Raw genomic sequence first — 20,330 nt, 5'->3', positions numbered from 1 at the left:
TACTTAGGAAACGGAGATACAGCCTTGCGTAAAACGGGTATTTTAGTATTTTGTCTTACATGTATCGTCCTTGGTTATTTTACATTTACGCTATCAAAGAAAGCGTTTACATCCGAATGGGACCTCCCAGCTGCATCAGATGGCCAGGAAGCGAAATATCGGCTTGTCCTGATAACGCAGGAATTAGAGACCCCTTTCTGGGACAAGGCAGGAATTGCTGCACAGGAACAAGCACGGAAGGATGGGGCAAGCCTGGAAGTCTGGGGAAGTTATGGAAAGAATCAAGAGGAATTTTTGAAAAAGTTAGAGATAGCCATTCAATCAAAAGTGGACGGCATCATTGTTCAGGGTCTGGACACTCAGGAATTCAAAGATTTAACAAAGATAAAAGCAGCTTTTTATGGAATCCCGATTATTACGGTGGCCAATGACGTGGCCAAATCTGAAAGTTTGAGAAAAACGTACGTCGGCTCGGATCAATATCTGGCCGGGCAGTTAATTGCGAAACAGCTTCTTGACGATATGGGCCATAAAGGAAAAGTCATTCTCATGGGTGACAAGCATAAAGAGTTTTATCAGCGGCAGCGCCTTGATGGCATTCATGAAGTACTGAAGGATTATCCAAATATCCAGACAGTCTATGCGGAAACGACTGATGTTAGGGAGGAAATTATCGCTGCCACTCAGAACATGCTGAATCAAAATCCGGATACTGATAGTTTTATAGCTATTAAGGCAAATATAGCCGGAGCGATGATTCAGGAAATTGGAAGGCGGTCACAGGTAGAACCTTATTATATCTATTCTTTTGACGATGGTCCGGATTCAATATCTTTGCTTACTCAGGGGAAACTTGATGGAATCATTGAACAGTCTCCTGAAAAGATGGGAAGCCTCAGTGTAGAGCTGATTTTGAAATGGCTTAGGGATGAAGAAGTGCCGCTGAAATCTGAAGGCTATCTCACCGATATCAGGATATTAAAGGCGATGGAAAAGCAATGAACAAAATTCATAAGAAAATCTGGACACTCACGACTGTGATTCTATTGATTATGGCAGCCATATGGATCACACTCACCTATTATAATCAGAAAACTCAGAATCAATATAATGAAATTCTTCAGCGGTACCTTCGAATGAATGAAGTTACAAGAACAAGCCAGCAGATGATTGCAGACTTGAATAACTACTTCATCACGCCTATTCCCGAAAATCTGGACAAACTGAACAAAAGTAGGGGAAAAATAGAAAATGCAAAAAGGGAAGTTTCATATCTTCGAAATTCAGAAAATGATTTCGCTTTGACAAATTATATGAATTTGATTGACAGCCTGGTTGAGACAACTGACCGCTCCCTTCTTTATTTTAATGAAAAGGAGACAGAGGATTCGGCAAAGGAATTCTCAGAAGCGACGCGCATCTCGATGTATATCTCCGAGATGACGCTGACGCTGATTGATAGTGAACTGAATACGTATGAACGGCTTTACCGGGGGATTATTGACCAGTCCGAAGAAATCAAAAAACTGGGGATTTGGCTGATGCTGATAATCACCTGCCTCTTAATGTTCTTGACCTATGGCTTTTCCTTAAGCATTACGAAGCCTGTACAGAAGCTGACCCAGGCAGCCAATGAGTTATCGAGGGGCAGATTTCACTTGCCGATAAAGGTTGATTCGAATGATGAAATTGCTTTTCTTGCCCAGACCTTTGACCGGATGCGGATTAATATCAATAACCTAATTTCAGAGATCCAGCATAAGGCGCAGCTGGAGCATGAGCTGCAGGAAAGCAAGTTATTGCTGAAGGAAAGCCAGCTCTTGAACCTGCAAAGCCAGATTAATCCTCATTTTTTATTTAACACATTAAATACCCTTTCCAAGAAAGCCTATCTGGAAGGCTCTCATGAAACCAGCGACCTGCTTGTTAGTGTTGCCGGCCTGCTGCGCTATAACTTAAAAAGGCTTGATAGGCCAGTAACACTTAGAGAAGAAGTGATGGTCCTGCAGCAATACATGGATATTCAAAAAGCCAGATTTACAGATCGCCTGCATTTGAAAATGTCAATAGATGAAACGTGTCTGAATGTGGACATTCCGGGTCTCACACTGCAGCCGATCATCGAGAATGCCGTCAACTATGCAGTCGAGCCAAGAGAAGATGGGGGAATTATCTGGTTTCGCATTCAGGACGGAAATGACTGTGTGATTATAGAAGTGGAAGACGATGGTCCAGGTATTGAGGAATTTAAAATTAAACAGATTCTTCAAGGGCAGTTCATTCAAAAAGATGGAAACTCTACGGGCATAGGGTTTACCAATGTTGTCAGGCGTTTGCGCCTTTTTTACGGCAATGAAGATGTCATGAACATTGAGAGCAGTGCTGCCGGCACAAAAGTAGTAATAACAATACCGAAAGATAGGAGGGGGGCAGCATGACAAGACTCCTGATCGCGGATGATGAACAAATTGAACGGGAAGGACTGGAAGTGATTCTGCAAAAGGCCTTTCCTGGCGTTGAAATCAGCCAGGCCAAAAATGGAAAGATGGCCGTTCAATTGGCTAAAGCGTTTAACCCTGATTTAATCCTGATGGACATTCAGATGCCAGGGCTGAATGGCCTGGAAGCTATTAAGCAAATCAGTGAAGCCGATCCGCATATTAAATTTATTATGATTACAGCATTCGATACATTCGATTATGCCCGGCAGGCGATAAAGCTTGGGGTCAAGGATTATTTACTGAAGCCAAGCAAGATAACGGAAATTGAAGCAACAGTCGGGAAGGTGCTTGAACAGATTGAGGAAGAGCGGAGATTCCGTGAAATGACGAAGCTTCAGCAGGATGCGCTGCAAAAGGCTCTTCCGGTCATTGAGACGGATGTAGTGACACAGCTGCTGTTCGATCATGTCCATGAAGTTCATCTGGATATGCTGGTGGAAATGCTCGATATTCGCTCAACAGATGAACAGTTTGTCATGAGCATCCTGCTCCCTGATGGACAAGAACACCTCTATACCTCGGTCAAAGAGAAGGTCAGGCAAGCAGGCAGTGCATGGGTAGGTGCACTATATGGCCGCCAGCTTCCCATCATCGTTTTTAGGAAAAAACAGCAATCATTCCGTTCACAGGCCATATTTATAGCCGGAGAAATTCTGTCTCTTGCGAAAAAAGGCTTATCAGAAGGCTGGTTCGTCGGGATTGGGAACGCTTGTGGATCAATGCAGTCCATCCGTCAGTCCTATCAGGAATCTCTTATTGCCACCCTGGATTCAACCCTCCCTGTTAAATACCGATTTTATTCCGATGTGCCAGTGCTTAGCGCAGGGGAAGATCTGCAGCTGACCAAAGAGCGGGAAAAACAGTTTTTCGATCAAGTCAGGCTTGGTAAATGGCAGCAAATCAGCTTAAGTGTAATGGAAATGATCCAGCGATGTGAAACAGAAAGGGAAGGGGTGATTCAAGCGCAGCAGCGGGTGCTGCAGCTGCTCTGGATTGCTTCACGTGTAATGAGTGAGATAGGGGTTGAAGCTCCTGCGCCATTTTTTGCGTATCAAACCCAGGATTTCCGGCAGCTGCGCGCTGAAACGAATCAATTGGTAAAGCAAATGAAGAAGGCGTATATGGAGCATTACGACAGGCTGGAAGCGGATACTATCCACCAGCTGAAACAATATATTACCGAACATTCCCACGAGGATATTTCTCTTGAAGCATTGGGTAGGAAAGTGGAGCTAAGCCCGATCTATATCAGTAAAATGTTCAAGGAGAAACTCGGGATAAATTATATCGATTTCCTGACTGAATGCCGTATTGAAAAAGCAAAGAAGCTGATGGCGGATCACGGAAAAAGCCTGAAAGAAATCACCTTTGAAGTGGGCTATCATGAACCGAACTATTTCAGCAAGGTTTTCAAAAAAATGTGCGGCCAGTCACCGACGGAATTCCGCAAAACCCTTCTGGGAAAAAAAGAATGATGGAAGAAAAAGGGGCAAAACAGATGGATAGGATTCAATGGAAGCTGACTCTGGCTGCGCTGTTTCTGGTTTGCCTCCTGTCAGCCTGCCAAACGGAAACAGCACTCAAAAAAAATCCCAGGAAAGCAATTCCTTCTGCAGGCGAAGTGCAAGTAGGAGGGGATGGGGAGAAAGCCGTTAAGATCGGCTTTTCAATGGATACTTTATTGGAAGAGCGCTGGCTGAAGGATAGAGATTTGTTCAAAGAGGCCGTAGAAGAACTCGGAGCCGAAGTGGAGATCATGGCTGCGAATGGGGATGATGCGGTCCAAATATCACAGGCAGAAACATTGATTAAACAGGGGGTCGACCTGCTGGTTGTCGTTCCCCATAATGCTGAAGCCACCGCTTCGATCGTCAAAAAAGCTCACGAGGCAGGCATCAAAGTCATCTCATATGACCGGCTAGTGAAAAATGCCGATATCGACTTATATATATCCTTTGATAATGAAAAGGTTGGAGAGCTGCAGGCAAGGGCCATCACCAAACTGGTTCCTAAAGGGAAGTATGTGTACATTGGCGGAGCAATCACTGACCATAACGCCCATTTATTTAAACGAGGAGTCTTTAACGTGCTTCAGCCTTTAATTGAAAAAGGCGATATACAGATTGTATATGATCAGTGGTCCAGAGATTGGACGCCTGCGAATGCATTTGTAAATATGGAAGAGGCTCTTAAAGCCAACCAAAATCAAATAGATGCCGTGATCGCAGCCAACGATGCTACCGCAGGCGGAGCCATCCAGGCACTGGCAGTGCAAGGGCTGGCAGGAAAAATTCCTGTAGCAGGACAGGATGCTGAGCTTGCCGCTGCCCAGCGGATCATCAGAGGTACCCAGACGATGACGGTATACAAACCTATCGGCACGCTCACCAAAGAAGCTGCTGAACTAGCGGTCAGGATGGCGAAGGGAGAAAATATAGAAGCAAGCCGAAAAATTAATAATGGAAAAATCGAGGTGCCCTCGGTCCTTCTTTCGCCAATTGCTGTCGATAAACACAATATGGATCGTACCATTATTGCAGATGGGTTTCATTCCAGAGAAGAAGTTTATAAGTAGGGACGAAAGGACATGTACACATTCCCGGCCCCCGACTGGGACGAGGAACCTGTCCTAAGTCCCTATTGCATGAACAGGTCTGCGCTGGTATGATTGATATAATTAAAATGAAATGGAGGTTTTCCTGTTGACAGCATCAATGAGATTAAGAAACCCGCTTTTCAATCGTTAATTGAATACGTTTGAAGGCTCTGCCTATGTTCAGAGCGACGGGATTGGTCTGTCTATTTAAGGAAACCTAAATTTAACGGTTATTTTTAAAGAGGAGATGAATTTCTCCTCTTTTTTGCTGTCTTTAGAAATAGAATGTATAGAGCGGATTAATCAACTGAATATAGGCAAAGCTTGTTTTTATTAACTAATATAGAAATGAGTGATTAGACAATGAGTACAAAAAATCCTAATCTGCAGGAGAATTGGCTTAAGAATATTATTCTCTTTTTAAGCAGTCAGACGATCTCGCTGTTTGGATCGTCCCTTGTTCAATACGCCATTATGTGGCATATTACCTTAACGACAGAATCTGGTTTGATGATGACGCTCTACATCATATGCGGTTTTATTCCGACCTTCTTTTTATCACCGGTCGCGGGTGTCTGGGCAGACCGGTATAACCGGAAAATGCTGATTATTTTAGCAGATGGTCTTATTGCCTTTTCAACACTGATTCTCGCTATCCTCTTTTTTATGGGTTATGAATCCATTTGGCTTCTATTTGTCATGGCAGCGATCCGTGCCCTTGGAACAGGGATTCAGACTCCTGCTGTCGGGGCGATTCTGCCTCAGATTGTCCCGAAGGATAAGCTCACAAAGGTAAACGGAGCAAACGGAAGCATTCAAGCCGTTATCATGTTTGTCTCGCCAATGGTCAGTGCTGCTCTGCTGGCAATGTCATCACTTGAAATCATCTTTTTCATCGATGTCATCACAGCAGCGATTGCCATTGTTACACTGATGACTTTTGTCAAAATTGCTGTGCACGAAAAGGCCACGGCCAAACAGACTACGAGCTACTTCAGCGACTTTAAAGAAGGTCTGCAATATGTAAACAGCAATCCATTTCTGAAAAAGTTCTTCCTGTTCTTTGCTGTCTTCTTCGTGCTGATGGCGCCTGCCGCCTTTTTGACGCCGCTGCAGGTTACCCGCACCTTTGGCGGAGATGTATGGAAGCTGACAGCCATTGAAATTGCTTTTTCAGTCGGCATGATGATTGGCGGAGGAATCATTGCTTCCTGGGGAGGCTATCCAAATAAAATTAAAACGATGACCCTCGCCAGTCTCATCATGGGAATATGCACTTTGGCGCTTGGCATTGTCCCGGTCTTCTGGATCTATTTAGTGTTCATGGCCTTGTTCGGTGTGGCGATGCCAATATTCAACACGCCAACTACTGTCATGCTGCAGGAAAAAATTGAAGAGAACTATTTAGGCAGGGTGTTTGGAGTCATGGGGATGATCTCCACCTCCATGATGCCGATCGGCATGCTGATATTTGGACCAATTGCAGATATCATTGCCGTCGAATGGCTTCTTGCTGGAACAGGGGCATTCATTATCCTATTAGCATTCATATTAGGGCGGGATCAGGTGCTTCTTGAAGCGGGGAAGCCAGCGCTGAGTGAATCGTAAGATATCTTTTATAATGGAGCTGTCATATGGGCAGCTCCATTTTTTTAGTTAGTTGAACAAGGAACGTCAGTCATGAAGGAGAATATTTATACTAAACATGTTTGGGGGGAGCTGGAATATGAGACAAATAATCGCTCTTGGAGGCGGGGGATTCTCTATGGAACCGGAGAATCCATTATTAGATGAATATATTTTGCGGCAGTCAGGAAAAGAAAATCCTAAAATCTGTTATATTCCTACGGCTACAGGAGATTCCGACATTTGCATCAAGTGGTTTTATGACTTTTTTGAAAATCAGAAGTGCCAGCCGTCCCACTTATCTTTATTTAAGCCGCCAACAAGAGATATAGAGGGGTTTATACTGGATAAAGATATCATCTATGTTGGAGGCGGAAATACGAAGAATTTATTGGCTTTATGGAAAGAATGGGGACTAGATAAGATTTTAAGAAAGGCATGGGGCCAAGGGATTGTATTAGCGGGCATCAGCGCAGGATCCATTTGCTGGTTTGAAGAAGGGGTTTCGGATTCATATGGCGATAAACTGGAGCCCTTAACATGCCTGGGCTTCTTAAAAGGAAGCAATTGCCCTCATTACGATGGGGAAGCGGAAAGAAGGCCTGCCTATCATGAGCTTTTGGCTTCTGATAAAATAAAGCCTGGAATTGCAGCGGATGATGGAGTGGCTATCCACTTTATTGAGGAAGAGGTCAGCCGAATCGTAAGCTCAAGACCCAACGCCAGGGCCTATAAGGTCTATTACGATAAAGAAGTAAAAGAGATTGAACTGAAAACAGAATACTTGGGGTCTTGAGGCGCACAAGTGAAGTTAACATTATTAAAATGGAAGGAAGTGCTTAAAGATGGATTTACAAACGGTTATGCAGGAGCTCGAAGCTCTCAGCAAGGAACGGACCAAGAAAATGTACATATCAAACGGCGCGCACGAGCCGCTTTTTGGAGTGGCAACAGGTGCAATGAAGCCAATCGCCAAAAAAATTAAAAGAAATCAGCCTTTGGCAGAGGAGCTATACGCTACAGGGAACTACGATGCCATGTACTTTGCAGGCATCATTGCAGATCCAGAAGCCATGACCGAAGCGGATTTTGACCGCTGGATGGATGATGCATATTTTTATATGCTGTCCGACTATGTGGTGGCCGTTACATTAGCTGAAGGAGATATTGCACAGCCTGTTGCCGATAAATGGATCGAAAGCGGGGAAGAGCTGCGGATGTCAGGGGGCTGGAGCTGCTACTGCTGGCTTTTGGGGAATCGTCCGGACGCTGAATTTTCCGAAGAGAAACTGGCCAAAATGCTTGATAAAGTGAAAGACACCATCCACGATTCTCCGGAGCGTACAAAATCCGCCATGAATAATTTTGTCTATACAGTGGGTGTTTCCTATTTGCCGCTCCATGAAAAAGCAGTTGAGACAGCAAAAGCCATCGGGCCGGTTGAAATGAAGCGGGACAAGAAAAAAAGCAGTTTCCTGCACGCCTCAGAAAATATCCAGAAGGAAGTAGATAGAGGGAAGCTTGGCTTTAAACGAAAATATGTAAGATGTTAAACAATCAGTGATACTGGAATGGATGGGGCAATGAACCTGTTCCTTTGTCCCCAGACCATGTTATAATGAGGAACTTAGGAATTATGAGTAGTGCTCATGGTGGAACGGATGCCCAGAAAAGCCTCCGCCTAGTGATTAAATATGGAGGTGTGTAGTATGAATAAACGATGGACAATCAGTAAAATTAATGAATTTGTTGAGAAAAATTCAGATAGTAAGCTGTTATCGACGGAATATCATGGTTTTTCTCAAAAACTGCTTTTTAAATGTGCATGCGGCAGTGAGTTTGAAAAAACATTTACGAAATTTAAAAATAATCACCAGCGTAAATGTGATGTGTGCCAGCCGCCTAAAGCATCACGCTAAACGAATATAAGGAAATAAACGAAGTGCCGATTTCAATTTAAAGAAATTGGCGCTTTTTCTTTTAACAAGCTTCCTCTTTGTTCCGGAAAGAAGTTGACTGAAGCAAATAAATTAATTATTATATTTGACAAAGGCAACTATATTCTGAGGAGTGATTTCTTTGTCCATGATCCCGTTTGAGGAAAGAATCAGTGCTGTTCGCCATTTTAACCGTTTTATGACCAGACAAATAGGAGCTTTGCGGGAAGGGTTACTACATAGCCCCTATTCACTGACAGAATCCAGAATCCTGTTTGAAATCGCCACTAACGAGGACCCTGCAGCATCAAATTTAACTCAAGAGCTGGGTTTAGATGCAGGCTATTTAAGTCGAATATTAGCCCGATTTGAAGAGAAAGGCCTTATAAAGAAAGAACGTTCTGCTAAAGATGCCAGGCAGCGCATTTTAAAGCTTACGCCAGAGGGAGAAAAAGCTTTTTCTAAACTAAATGAACGTTCATACAATGAAATAGCGGATCTTCTTGGGAAATTATCGGAAAGTGAACAGCAGCAATTAATTAACGCTATGAAAACCGTTGAAGGACTGATCAGCAAGAATGAAAGCCTAAAATTTTCAGGCCCGTATTTTCTTCGTCAGCATGAACCTGGTGATATGGGGTGGGTTGTACACAAGCATGGTCTTTTGTATTCACAAGAATTTGGATGGGATGAGAGATTTGAAGCTCTTGTATCTCAAATTGCAGCGGACTTTATAATCAACTATAATCCTAAGCGGGAACGCTGCTGGATTGCCGAAATGAACGGAGAAATAGTGGGTTCTATTTTTGTTGTAGAAGGAAGTGAGGATACGGCTAAGCTTCGTCTATTAATAGTAGACCCAAAGGCGAGAGGAATGGGCCTTGGTTCACAAATGGTTGAAGAATGCATAAACTTTTCCAAACAAGCAGGATATAAGAAACTCGTTCTATGGACAAACAGTGTTCTTAAAGAAGCGCGGCATATCTATCGGAAAAAGGGATTTCAGCTTGTTAAGGAGGAAAAACATCATAGCTTTGGGCACGAATTAGTTGGAGAAACGTGGGAACTGCTGCTTTAAGGGACACGGGGACAGGTACACTGTCCCTTTTGCTGATCTTTCAGAGAAATTGTGTCCCCCTCAGGTCATTGGATTAATAAAAAGCCTCCATTCAAATTGAATGGAGGCTCATAGAAGGAACCGGGATTACGGTTGAATGGCCGTCGGCCTCCAGTAGCCATGGTTGGTTATTGGTTACGGATGAAGTTGTAATGGGTCATGGATAATCGGTTTGTCATTGCCATTACAAGGTACCTTTGTACACAATAGGAGGGTGTTCCTTCTATGCCTTGAAGCAGAGTCTCACCACTTCAAGGTCTAGAAATACTTTTCGCTGTCAAACTCTAATTCTATCAAATAATTCTTGTTATTGATTAAGTTGGACAGACGATTCGCCTGGCGTTCGGCTTCCAGGCCCTTTAATCGGTACTGCTCCGGATCAAATAGCGCCATTTTCACCATCGACACGTTTTCCGACACTGTATAAAGGAATTCCTCTCTGGCTGCTGTGCCATATTCCTTGAATTTGCGGGCCTTTGCCCGATATTGGGTGGCAAGCTCAATTGCTTCTACGATTGGCAATGATTCATTGTTAAAGGTGATGTCATTTTCAATATTGGCTTTATATACAAGCTTATCCAGCAGTCTCATGTCTTTACGGACTTCATCCATCTCTTTTTCCACCATACCAAGCGATCTTGGCATTTCAGGAAGCTTGCTGCCTTTTTCAATATCGGCAAATGCTACACGGTCCATTTCTTCTTCTAACTCGTGAATTCGTTTAGCCAGAACACTTTTTAATTTTACTGCTTCAGCCAGGGTAAGTTTTTGCATGCCTGAATCTGCTCCTTTAATAGATTCGTTCTTAGTATTATTATATAGTCGGGAGTAATATATTGGAAGGAATAGCTTTCTCCTTGACTCTCAGGGGCGCCTAGAAAGGTAAAAAAAATTAGTATTCAAGCTCAACGAGGAACCTTGTAAAGACAGTCTGCTGAAAAATTACTTCTCTGATAAAGGGAAGGTTGTTTTCGGTTAATTTTAATGATATATTTCCAATAATAAACTTATTAAAGATCTTTAATAAGTTTATTATTGAATACTTTTTAAATCTGTTTAATAAGTATGATTTGCAGGTGGTGAGAATAATGAAGACTGCTCCAAAAGCTTTAAGCCTGGGCATCCTTTCTGGTATTCGCAGATCGCTTTTAGACCTGGGAAGTGCAACCAAAGTTGAACTAAGTGATAAATTGGGAATCAGTTTTCCGACGATAAGCAAGTTCCTTTCACAGATGGAGAAGGATGGGGAAATTCTGTCGTCGGGACTGGATGAATCCAGCGGAGGGAGAAGAGCGAAAAGATATACATACAATCCTGACTATATGCTGGGCCTGGCAATTTTCTTAGAGAAGACAGAGACGAATTATGCCATTTTTAATTGTGCGGGAGAAGTGAAGGAACAAGGAACCGTTCAAAGTGTATTGACTGACGGCGGGCTGAATTTATTAACGGGCTCGATTGAAAAATTATTGGCAGATAAACAAGCAATCCGGTCGCTTGCCATTGGGGTGCCGGGTTCCGTTAAGAATGGGCGGATCTTTTATATACCCGGCTATGAACTGTTTCAAGACTTCGATATTAAAGGATATTTTGAGAATCTCTTTTCGATGCCAGTTATTGTAGAGAACGACATGAATGCTGCTGTTCTTGGATATCACCATTCTAATGGGATAAAAGATCATCAATCCCTTGTGTATTTATATTCCGGTCAAAATGGTCCTGGTGCGGGATTTATGATCAACGGGGATGTTGTGCGGGGAAACACTTTTTTTGCCGGGGAAGTTTCATTTGTTCCTCAATATGATGACCGAAACTTCCGCGAAGCCTTGGAAAATGGATTCAGTCATAAAGAGATGCTGATATCCAGAGATAATCAGGTTGATGCTATCAGCAGATTAGTAGCCTCAATTACGGCTATCATTAATCCTCATACGTTCATCTTCTGCAAAGATGAAGTGGAAGAGACCTTGGTAGAAAAAATTGCAGCAGCAAGCTCAGAATACATTCCGGCAGAACATCTGCCCATTCTGGCAATAAGTGATTGGAAACAGGACTATTTATACGGATTGCAGAGTCTGGGGCTGGCGCTTATGCTTGAGTCGCCCGAAAAATATATCAGAAAATAGGTGAGGCTGAAGCATGGCAACAATCCTTTTGGTGATCATATATTTGGCTTTTATTAGTCTGGGTCTGCCGGATTCAGTGTTAGGGGCGGCATGGCCTGTCATGCAGGCAGACTTAGGCGCCCCGCTGGAGACTGCCGGATGGCTTTTTATGACAATAGCTGGCGGTACAATCATCTCGAGCTTAGTTAGCGGAAGAATACTCAAACGGTTTGGAACTGGGAAGGTATCTTTTTTCAGTACGTTAATGACTGCTGCCGCGTTACTTGGCTTTTATTTTGCTCCATCGGTTTATTGGCTATTTCTATGTGCCATACCTCTCGGATTGGGGGCAGGTGCAATTGATGCAGGATTAAACGATTATGTTGCTGCGCATTATAAAGCACATCATATGAGCTGGTTGCACAGTTTCTGGGGAGTCGGAGCCACCATTGGCCCGATCATCATGGCCCAGTATATTGCAGGGGGGAACTCCTGGAGCAATGGGTATTTTGCCATTGCAGGAATACAATTTGTGCTGGCAATCATCCTTTTGCTGACTTTGCCTTTATGGAATAAAGGAAAGAAAAATAATGGAGAGGCGGAGGAATCAGGAGAAAGAGTGGATCATGCTGAAATTGTAAAACCGCTCCAAATCAGAGGAGTTAAATTAGCTTTATTATCCTTCTTGTTTTATTGCGGGGCAGAAGCCACGATGGGGCTCTGGGGAAGCAGCTTTCTGGTAAGTATGAAGGGCCTGCCGGCAGCGGAGGCTGCCCAATGGGTTTCCTTTTATTTCGCAGGCATTACAATTGGCAGATTTATTACTGGTTTCATTACGTTTAAAGTGAATAATCGTACTCTCATTCGGATGGGGCAAATTCTTGCACTTGCTGGTGCCATCCTTCTTTTCCTGCCATTTACATCCGTTTTCGCGCTTGCAGGCTTTGTTTTGGTTGGATTAGGATTGGCACCAATCTTTCCGTGTATGCTGCACGAAACGCCAGCGCGTTTTGGGAAGAAGCATTCCCAGACCATCATGGGTTATCAAATGGCTGTTGCATATACAGGCAGTACCTTTCTGCCGCCTGTTCTAGGCTTCATTGCCTCTCATTCAACAATTGGGATTTTCCCGTTATGTATTGTTCTTCTTGCTGCAGCAATGTTCTTAATTTCTGAAAAACTGAACCGCCTGCTGAATAAGAAAGAGATTAATAGCTCTGAGGATGTTACCTTTAGCACAAATAGATAAATTTGAAAGTAGGCCATTAAAATGAAAACAGAAAAAGAGAAAATGCTGGCTGGAGAAATGTATGATCCTGCCGATCCGGTATTACTAAAGGAGCGCGAAGAAGCAAGGCGAAAGGTCAGAATTTATAATCAAACTCTGGAGACTGAAGAAGAAAAAAGGACAAAATTATTAAAGGAACTGCTCGGTTCAACTGGGAAAAACGTTTATATGGAGCTTAAATATCAGATTTGATTACGGTTATAATACGCATGTAGGAGAAAACTTTTTCGCGAACTTCGACTGCACTATTTTAGATGTCAGTGAAGTTCGTTTTGGAGATAATTGCATGCTTGCACCCGGAGTGCAAATTTATACGGCAACACACCCGCTTCATCCTGCTGAACGCAATTCAGGCAGAGAATACGCAAAGCCGATCATGTTTGGAAACAATGTATGGATTGGCGGAAGTGCCGTAATCAATCCAGGTGTAACAATTGGGGACAATGTTGTTATCGCTTCAGGTGCAGTTGTTACGAAAGATGTGCCTGATAATGTAGTAGTTGGCGGAAATCCAGCTAAGATAATTAAACAAATTGAGCTTTAGAATTCTCCTAAAGCATCAATAAAAAGAAAAGCCAATTCCCATTGCGGAATTGGCTTTTCTTATGTTTCAGGTGCAGGGAAAGCTTCCGTTAATTCTTAACTACAGTGGCTTTTTGCATGAATATGGCGTTATTGCTCATTAGAAGTGCTGCTCCCATGAATCTCCTCAACACGAATAATATTGCTCATCTAAGATAAAACTTTTAAATAAAAACATTGGAGGAAAGACATGAGAGAAAAGAAAGAAAAGCAGCTCGGGAATATCCAAAAAAATGCTCAGGATTTATATGAAATAAGCAATACTGAATACGGACTTGAATCAGTTGCTGAAGGCTGTGATTTCGCTGAGGGGGAAAAGGATACACCGCCCAATTGTGGAGAGTTATAGGGTAATGGCCTAGTGTTTGGGATTGATCTGAAACAGGCATTCAAAAGGAAGGCTGCGATTTAGCAATAAACATACAAAGTGAACAGGTAAAGACCGAATGAAATAGTAAGCATGAATTACAAAGTATAAAGAAGAAGGAGAGCAATGGATTTGCACAATGCTCTTCTTCTTTTTTAGTATTATTGTTAAGGTAATCCGGTAACAGGTATTTAGGTTCCAGCAAGGATAGAAGAGGCTAAAAACCCCAGCCATTGTAGAGGGCCACGCATGTAGGTTATTGATCCTTCTCTTGTTTCTTTGCCAAAATCGTCCGCAGTTCGTTAATTTCCTCATCAGACAGGGAGTCTTCCTGGATGAATTGGACTAGCATGGATTTCACCGTTCCTCCATAGATTCGCTTGATAAAGGATTGAGCTTCAGCCCGCTGGCATTCATCCTGTGAATAGAGCGGGAAAAAGGTATAGATTCTCTGGTTTTTATTTACGCCGACTACATTCTTATGGACAAGCCTATCCAGAAGAGTACGGATTGTTTTGGGCTTCCAGTCTGTACTCTCTTGTAAGGATAGAATGACTTCATTAGCGGTTTTGGGTGCGCCGTGCCAAAGAACTGTCATGACTTCCCACTCGGATTCTGAGATGCTGGGAATCCTATCAGTCATATTACCGCCCTCCTTCTTTAATGAGATGAACCAATTAATAAATGCCTTTCTGCTTCAAAATGGATAATGTAATTTCAGCTGCTTTACTTCCATTAGAGTCATCTTCATTCTGTATATTTGTTGCAAAAAAGTATGTGTCCTGCCCTGACTCAACATATCCAATGAACCATCCATTGATGTTTTTTCCATTTACAGTGCCTGTACCTGTTTTTCCTGAAAGGAGGGCTCCCTCTTTTCTCTCTAGTTTAATGGAATCCTTCACTGTTTGGATATTCTTTTCTTTAAATCCAAATTGATTTGCATAAAATTTCTTAAGCAGCTGAACTTGTTCCACTGGAGAAATTTTAAGGGAAGATTCCAGCCAATATTCGTCTATTCCACCAGTTAGATCACGATTCCCGTACTTGATTCGGTCTAAGAAGGTTTGAATCGTACCGGGCTGCACCTGCTGGTCTAACGATTGAAAATACCATGTAACAGAATTTCTTATTGCAGAAGTTAAATCCTGATCCGCATTCCAGGAATCAATAGGATACTTAAGTCCGTTCCATTTGACCGACGAGTTTTCAACCGTTATGGTACCTGATTCCAAACCAAGCAGAGCACTATAAATCTTATAAGTGGAATTTGGTGAAACCCTTAATGTGCTTTTATTCCGATTATGAATAAGATATTGGTCTGCTTCTTTATCATACAACACAAAGCTTCCATCAAACCCTGCAAAATAATTGCCTAAATCCTCATAAATAATGTTATCATCCTTAAATTTATAGCTGCTATTTTCATGAGCCATTACAGAGATAAATGGAGCTTGGCCTGCAATAAATATCCCCGCAAAAAGGAGTACTGCCGCACTTTTCCATCTCAGCAGTTTTGATTCCGGTTTAAAACAGGCAATTTTTTCGATTCTCGTTTTGATCTGTTTCTTTGACCCGTTTAAATGGTTTGCCAAATCGACAGTCACTGCCCTTGAGGCATTATGGGCAAAATGAATAATGCTGTTTCCATACTCCATATAAGCCTTCTCATTCAAAGAATTTAAAACCTTAGCATCACAGGCGATTTCGCGATCCAGCCTCATTCTCCTAAAAGCAAGCCAAACTAAAGGATTAAACCAATATAAAACTTGAAGAATCACCATAAAATAATTGACTGCAAAATCTTTATTTTTATAGTGGCTCAGTTCATGTAAAAAGATATATTCTATATCCTTTTCAGAAAGCCACTCGTCAAAATGGCGGGGAAGCACCACATAAGTCTTTAAAAGGCCAAACGTCATTGGGGTTTTAACGAGAGATGACTCTCCGACAATAATACATCCAGTAATCTTCAGTTTGTGTTTGCAGTCCTCGAATAATGATAAAAGCCCGTTATTTCTCAGGCTGTTTGTGTGTTTCTTTATTTTACTGATCTTAAGCATTGCGAGCAGCGTAAATACAGTTAAAATAGCCACTCCTGAAATCCAAATAAAGAATAAAGCATTATTTAATAATGTTAAATCATAGCGTTCCACCGAGACGGTTATGTCCTCCATCCAATTATTTTGCCTTAATGGAACCTCTGCAGATGGCGCAGTTTGGGATTGAAGGCTGCTATTGCTATTCCAAAAGGATAATGAATCCGCAAATGGCATGAATTGTAATGGAATAAGAGGCAGTGGCAGAGCAAGCAATACTAGAAACCAAAGATTATAGTGAGCTTGGGCTGTTAAATGTTTCTTTAAAAGTCTTTTTAACAGAAGAATGACTCCGATTGTAAAAGAAGACACCAGCAGACATTCCAAAAAAATAGATAAGAACTGTGAGCTTGTTATCATCCTCAGACCTTCCTTCTAAAATTTCACATCTAGTTTTAATTCCCTGGATAAAATGAATACCAATCCTGCTAGCATTCTATTTTTACTTTATCAAATCATGGTGATCTTGTGAAACACCATAATATCATGGGTTTCTAGCGGTTGACAAAAAAGATTACAAATGTAGTATTGTATTACACTCGTAGTCTCTATGCGTTGTTTTAAAAGTAAAAAGCTTAAAATTTTTATGGAGAGAGGTAATAAATATGAGGAAACAATATCATTCTGTTTTTAGTAAGAATAGGTTAAAAGCAGTCCGGCTAGTCAGTTTGGTTCTGCTTCTTGCCCTGACTGGCTGTGCAAATGGCAGTTATCAATCAGATGTCAGTGCGGCAGAAAACTCCAAAGAAACTTCTGTAAATACAAAACAAAAATTCAAAAAGCTGGAGAAGGAATTTGACGCACGGCTTGGTGTGTATGCATATGACACAGGAACGAAAAAGACAATTACTTACAGGTCTAACGAGAGATTTGCCTACGCATCTACATTCAAGCCGCTGGCAGCTGCAATATTGCTGCAGAGAAAATCACTGGAGGAAATGAATGAAATCATTACATACACAAGTGATGACCTGGTGACATATTCTCCTGTTACAGAAAAGCATGTAAAGACTGGCATGACTTTAAGGGAACTCTGTGAAGCGGCAATCCGGTTTAGCGACAATACAGCAGGCAACTTAATTTTAGAGGAATTAGGAGGGCCTGAAGGATTCGAAGCAGCTTTGAAAGAAATGGGGGATACTGTTACAAAGCCTGAGCGGTTCGAGACGGATTTGAACGAGGCAGAGCCAGGGGACATTCGGGATACAAGTACACCTGAAACACTTGCAGCAAGCCTTCAGAAAGTTTTAATTGGCCATTTTCTGTCTGAAGAAAAGCGGAACATTTTAACCGAGTGGATGCGGGGTAACGTTACTGGGGATCCATTAATCCGTGCTGGTGTGCCAAGCGGCTGGGAAGTAGCTGATAAGAGCGGTGCAGCAGGCTTCGGAACACGTAATGACATTGCGATTGTCTGGCCGCCGAACAGGGAGCCGATTATCATGACGATCCTTTCCAGCCGGGATTCAAAGGATGCCGAATATGATAACGCTCTGATTGCAGAGGCTGCGGAGATGGCAATAAAGGCTTTAGATGATGAAGCTTGAATGACTGGGGAAGGACAAAGATTATGTTTTCCTCCTCCTCCCGCCAGATTTTATATTCGAAATCTGAGAAAAATAGACATGAAATTGATAGTTTCGATTTAGAACATATCCGAAATGATAAATATGATGGGGGCACTATTGGAGGAGTTCTACTGTTTCAACAGCGGGACTTAAACTAGGTGAATGGAAAGTCCTTGAGTGGAAAGAGTTATGGGGGAGGAGTATCTTCATGGTGTTAGGATGATGGATATTAAATCCGAATTTTCATCGGTTTATAGCGAAAGGTACTATTTGACTCAATTGAGTCTTAGCAAGCATTTTCATTGTTTTGTATATAAATAGGCAGCCAAGCAATTTATGAGTTCACTTTAGCGCTGCTTTCATAACTAGCTCTAAAGTTAAGCATCACCATGTAGTAACCACTGCGCGTCTCTATATATTCCTTTTTCATTAATCCAAGGTACTGAGCATAAACGAAAGCAGGCATTCATAAAGTTATATGGTATGAGAAAAATTAGGGAGGGCTTATATGTTTTATCACATCAAAGAATTACAATATCATGCCAAACCTGAAAGACCTGATCCTGTTTATGCGAAGAAACTTCAAGAGGTACTTGGTGGCCAATTCGGCGAAATTTCTGTAGCGATGCAATATCTGTTTCAAGGCTGGAATACCCGGGGGGATGGGAAATACCGCGATCTTTTAATGGACACAGGGACAGAAGAATTGGCACATATCGAAATGCTTTCAACGATGATAGCAAGATTGCTTGATGGAGCACCGGTGGGGGCACAGGAGGAGGCAGCCAAAGATCCTGTTTTGGAAGCAATTTTAGGAGGGATGAACCCTCAGCATGTAATCGTTTCTGGATTGGGGGCAATGCCTGCTGATAGTGTCGGCAATAGGTGGACAGCGGATTATATTATTGCGAGCGGAAACCTATTAGCTGATTTCCGGGCGAATCTTACAGCAGAATCCCAAGGGCGTCTTCAGGTAGCCAGACTCTATAATGAAACTACTGATCCAGGTGTAAGAGACATGCTGGCCTGGCTCCTTGCAAGGGACACTATGCACCAAAATCAGTGGATCGCAGCGATTCGGGAATTGGAATCAAAAGAAAATATCGTGGTTCCGAGTACATTCCCTAAACACTTAGAAAAACAGGAAGTCTCATATGTTTTATTCAATTTTTCAGATGGCGATCAAAGTGCCAAGGGGCGCTGGGCAAGCGGGCCAAGCATGGATGGCCAGGGAACATTCCAATATGTTAAAAATCCGCAGCCATTTGCAAAAAAACCTAAGCTTAAGCCAGCTCCTCCATATATATATAATACACCGCCTTCAGTTATGAGGCAGGATCAAATTCCTCCCAGTCTTTCATAAAACTACTCCCTGACTTTTCGTATGAAAAGCAGGGAATTTTCATCTTTTAATATGGGATACTGTGTAGTCAAGCCTACACTAGACATTTGGAGGAAAATAAAGAGCTGATAACTTGGCAGGAAGCTATCAGCAGTATTGTTTATAAATCAAAAAGGGGTAATTCACAGCAGGTTAATATTATTTTCTTGGCAGTATCTTAGTATTTCTACATTCCAAACTGAAGCCTGGACTTCCCCAATATGTGCTTTCTTTAATAAAAACATGCATAATCTGGACTGCCCTATACCTCCTCCAAGTGTATAAGGAAGTTCTCCATTAAGAAGAGATTTATGAAACTCCAGTAAGATTCGTTCCTCATTATTTTCAAGCTTTAATTGTTTTAGCAGCGTATTTTCATCTACCCGGATACCCATAGAAGAGATTTCAATAGACCTTTCCAGCAGTGGGCTCCAAAATAAAATATCTCCGTTAAATGACCAGTCATCATAGTCTGGAGAACGGCTGTCGTGCTTTGTTCCAGACCGCAGAGCTCCACCGATTTGCATTAGAAAAACAGCGCCGTATTCCTTTGAAACGGAATCCTCTCGCTCCTTTGGGGTCAGGTGGGGATAGAGGTCCTCCAGCTCCTGTGCTGTGATAAAATAAATATCCTCTGGCAATACCGGCTTAAGGGCGGGGTGAAACTCATACATGTGTTTTTCCGTCGACTTCATTGCCTGATAGATATTCCTTACCTCGGCTTTGAGTGTTTTCAGATTTCGCTGATCTTTTGAGATTATTTTTTCCCAGTCCCATTGATCCACATACATTGAGTGAAGGTTGTCTAATACCTCATCTCTTCTAACGGCATTCATATTTGTGTAAAGTCCCTCACCAATAGTAAACCCATATCTGCCTAAAGCGACTCTTTTCCACTTTGCTAAAGATTGAACGATTTCAATTTGATGATCTTTAATATCTAAAGCATCAAATGAAACAACTCGTTCGCTTCCGCTTAAGTTATCGTTTATTCCATTGCCTTCACTTACTAATAAAGGTGGTGATACCTTTATCAGGTTTAAGTTCTCTGAAAGCCTGGCTTCAAAATGCTTTTTTAATTCATTAACAGCAATTTCTGTATTCATTACATTAAGTATAGGTTTGTATCCACCTCTTGGAATGACTAATGTCTTAGGTATTTT

General features: G+C 42.1%; 18 protein-coding genes and 1 pseudogene. 15 read left to right on the top strand and 4 right to left on the bottom strand.

Features of this window, described 5'->3' with window-relative positions:
* Positions 1-24: 24 nt before the first annotated feature.
* The 9 genes from NR125_RS07200 to NR125_RS07160 all read left to right on the top strand — a co-directional run bounded on the left by NR125_RS07200 (position 25) and on the right by NR125_RS07160 (position 9,738).
* Entirely contained in the window at positions 25-1,002 is a 978-nt protein-coding gene (locus NR125_RS07200; RefSeq protein WP_019380231.1) for a sugar ABC transporter substrate-binding protein, read from the top strand.
* The gene (locus NR125_RS07195; protein WP_019380232.1) at positions 999-2,438 is read left to right on the top strand and encodes a sensor histidine kinase; all 1,440 of its coding nucleotides are present in this window, start codon (positions 999-1,001) and stop codon (positions 2,436-2,438) included. The genes NR125_RS07200 and NR125_RS07195 overlap by 4 nt, the downstream gene beginning before the upstream one ends.
* Entirely contained in the window at positions 2,435-3,976 is a 1,542-nt protein-coding gene (locus tag NR125_RS07190; RefSeq protein ID WP_009335398.1) for a response regulator, read from the top strand. Before NR125_RS07195 ends, NR125_RS07190 begins: the two co-directional genes overlap by 4 nt.
* Positions 3,973-5,076 (top strand): D-xylose ABC transporter substrate-binding protein, encoded by a 1,104-nt coding sequence (gene xylF / locus NR125_RS07185; protein ID WP_019380234.1) that lies wholly within the window; start codon positions 3,973-3,975, stop codon positions 5,074-5,076. The genes NR125_RS07190 and xylF overlap by 4 nt, the downstream gene beginning before the upstream one ends.
* Positions 5,077-5,460: 384 nt before the next feature.
* A complete protein-coding gene (locus NR125_RS07180) occupies positions 5,461-6,705 on the top strand; it encodes an MFS transporter (RefSeq protein WP_071157358.1) in 1,245 nt (414 codons plus the stop codon).
* Between the two features lie 118 nt (positions 6,706-6,823).
* Entirely contained in the window at positions 6,824-7,519 is a 696-nt protein-coding gene (locus tag NR125_RS07175; protein WP_256814880.1) for a Type 1 glutamine amidotransferase-like domain-containing protein, read from the top strand.
* Positions 7,520-7,568: 49 nt separating this feature from the next.
* Entirely contained in the window at positions 7,569-8,276 is a 708-nt protein-coding gene (locus tag NR125_RS07170) for a DNA alkylation repair protein (RefSeq protein WP_256814879.1), read from the top strand.
* Positions 8,277-8,432: 156 nt separating this feature from the next.
* Complete coding sequence (locus tag NR125_RS07165) at positions 8,433-8,642, top strand: hypothetical protein (RefSeq protein ID WP_009335393.1); 210 nt, start codon at positions 8,433-8,435, stop codon at positions 8,640-8,642.
* A 166-nt stretch (positions 8,643-8,808) separates the two neighbouring features.
* Positions 8,809-9,738: a bifunctional helix-turn-helix transcriptional regulator/GNAT family N-acetyltransferase gene (locus NR125_RS07160; RefSeq protein WP_251156710.1), complete on the top strand. Its 930-nt coding sequence runs from the start codon at positions 8,809-8,811 to the stop codon at positions 9,736-9,738.
* A gap of 297 nt (positions 9,739-10,035) precedes the next feature.
* On the opposite strand, the gene NR125_RS07155 is transcribed toward NR125_RS07160, so the two are convergent.
* Positions 10,036-10,551, bottom strand: a complete 516-nt coding sequence (locus NR125_RS07155) for a hypothetical protein (RefSeq protein WP_009335391.1) — start codon at positions 10,549-10,551, stop codon at positions 10,036-10,038.
* A gap of 314 nt (positions 10,552-10,865) precedes the next feature.
* Here NR125_RS07155 and NR125_RS07150 point away from each other — a divergent pair, with 314 nt between their 5' ends.
* The 4 genes and pseudogenes from NR125_RS07150 (at position 10,866) to NR125_RS07135 (ending at position 14,101) form a co-directional block, all read left to right on the top strand.
* Positions 10,866-11,903: an ROK family transcriptional regulator gene (locus NR125_RS07150; protein ID WP_251156702.1), complete on the top strand. Its 1,038-nt coding sequence runs from the start codon at positions 10,866-10,868 to the stop codon at positions 11,901-11,903.
* 13 nt (positions 11,904-11,916) lie between these two features.
* Entirely contained in the window at positions 11,917-13,131 is a 1,215-nt protein-coding gene (locus NR125_RS07145) for an MFS transporter (protein ID WP_251156703.1), read from the top strand.
* Positions 13,132-13,152: 21 nt separating this feature from the next.
* Positions 13,153-13,714 (top strand): annotated as a pseudogene (locus NR125_RS07140) (sugar O-acetyltransferase).
* Positions 13,715-13,942: 228 nt separating this feature from the next.
* On the top strand, positions 13,943-14,101 hold the full coding sequence (locus tag NR125_RS07135; protein ID WP_009335387.1) for a hypothetical protein: 159 nt from the start codon (positions 13,943-13,945) through the stop codon (positions 14,099-14,101).
* A gap of 274 nt (positions 14,102-14,375) precedes the next feature.
* Here NR125_RS07135 and blaI read toward each other — a convergent pair whose 3' ends face one another.
* Positions 14,376-14,762 carry a penicillinase repressor BlaI gene (blaI, locus tag NR125_RS07130; RefSeq protein WP_009335386.1) on the bottom strand — a complete coding sequence of 129 codons (387 nt, stop codon included), beginning with the start codon at positions 14,760-14,762 and terminating at the stop codon, positions 14,376-14,378.
* 34 nt (positions 14,763-14,796) lie between these two features.
* Entirely contained in the window at positions 14,797-16,578 is a 1,782-nt protein-coding gene (locus NR125_RS07125) for a BlaR1 family beta-lactam sensor/signal transducer (RefSeq protein ID WP_256814878.1), read from the bottom strand.
* Positions 16,579-16,823: 245 nt separating this feature from the next.
* Between NR125_RS07125 and bla the strand changes: the two genes are divergently transcribed.
* On the top strand, positions 16,824-17,765 hold the full coding sequence (gene bla / locus NR125_RS07120) for a class A beta-lactamase (protein WP_256814877.1): 942 nt from the start codon (positions 16,824-16,826) through the stop codon (positions 17,763-17,765).
* A 529-nt stretch (positions 17,766-18,294) separates the two neighbouring features.
* Entirely contained in the window at positions 18,295-19,149 is an 855-nt protein-coding gene (locus NR125_RS07115; RefSeq protein ID WP_009335383.1) for a manganese catalase, read from the top strand.
* Positions 19,150-19,310: 161 nt separating this feature from the next.
* On the opposite strand, the gene asnA is transcribed toward NR125_RS07115, so the two are convergent.
* A complete protein-coding gene (gene asnA / locus NR125_RS07110) occupies positions 19,311-20,273 on the bottom strand; it encodes an aspartate--ammonia ligase (protein WP_217026191.1) in 963 nt (320 codons plus the stop codon).
* Positions 20,274-20,330 lie beyond the last annotated feature (57 nt).

Source organism: Cytobacillus sp. Bac17, from assembly GCF_024519925.1.
Lineage (GTDB): Bacteria > Bacillota > Bacilli > Bacillales > Cytobacillaceae > Cytobacillus > Cytobacillus pseudoceanisediminis.
The sequence above is the reverse complement of the archived record's forward strand: the minus strand, read 5'-3'. Positions and strand labels throughout refer to the sequence as shown.

Bases quoted from the DNA above. Each gene is read 5' to 3' on its own strand.
- NR125_RS07195 (WP_019380232.1), top strand. From the start codon at position 999: ATGAACAAAATTCATAAGAAAATCTGGACACTCACGACTGTGATTCTA.
- NR125_RS07190 (WP_009335398.1), top strand. From the start codon at position 2,435: ATGACAAGACTCCTGATCGCGGATGATGAACAAATTGAACGGGAAGGA.
- xylF (WP_019380234.1), top strand. From the start codon at position 3,973: ATGATGGAAGAAAAAGGGGCAAAACAGATGGATAGGATTCAATGGAAG.
- NR125_RS07180 (WP_071157358.1), top strand. From the start codon at position 5,461: ATGAGTACAAAAAATCCTAATCTGCAGGAGAATTGGCTTAAGAATATT.
- NR125_RS07175 (WP_256814880.1), top strand. From the start codon at position 6,824: ATGAGACAAATAATCGCTCTTGGAGGCGGGGGATTCTCTATGGAACCG.
- NR125_RS07170 (WP_256814879.1), top strand. From the start codon at position 7,569: ATGGATTTACAAACGGTTATGCAGGAGCTCGAAGCTCTCAGCAAGGAA.
- NR125_RS07165 (WP_009335393.1), top strand. From the start codon at position 8,433: ATGAATAAACGATGGACAATCAGTAAAATTAATGAATTTGTTGAGAAA.
- NR125_RS07160 (WP_251156710.1), top strand. From the start codon at position 8,809: ATGATCCCGTTTGAGGAAAGAATCAGTGCTGTTCGCCATTTTAACCGT.
- NR125_RS07155 (WP_009335391.1), bottom strand. From the start codon at position 10,551: ATGCAAAAACTTACCCTGGCTGAAGCAGTAAAATTAAAAAGTGTTCTG.
- NR125_RS07150 (WP_251156702.1), top strand. From the start codon at position 10,866: ATGAAGACTGCTCCAAAAGCTTTAAGCCTGGGCATCCTTTCTGGTATT.
- NR125_RS07145 (WP_251156703.1), top strand. From the start codon at position 11,917: ATGGCAACAATCCTTTTGGTGATCATATATTTGGCTTTTATTAGTCTG.
- NR125_RS07135 (WP_009335387.1), top strand. From the start codon at position 13,943: ATGAGAGAAAAGAAAGAAAAGCAGCTCGGGAATATCCAAAAAAATGCT.
- blaI (WP_009335386.1), bottom strand. From the start codon at position 14,762: ATGACTGATAGGATTCCCAGCATCTCAGAATCCGAGTGGGAAGTCATG.
- NR125_RS07125 (WP_256814878.1), bottom strand. From the start codon at position 16,578: ATGATAACAAGCTCACAGTTCTTATCTATTTTTTTGGAATGTCTGCTG.
- bla (WP_256814877.1), top strand. From the start codon at position 16,824: ATGAGGAAACAATATCATTCTGTTTTTAGTAAGAATAGGTTAAAAGCA.
- NR125_RS07115 (WP_009335383.1), top strand. From the start codon at position 18,295: ATGTTTTATCACATCAAAGAATTACAATATCATGCCAAACCTGAAAGA.
- asnA (WP_217026191.1), bottom strand. From the start codon at position 20,273: ATGAATACAGAAATTGCTGTTAATGAATTAAAAAAGCATTTTGAAGCC.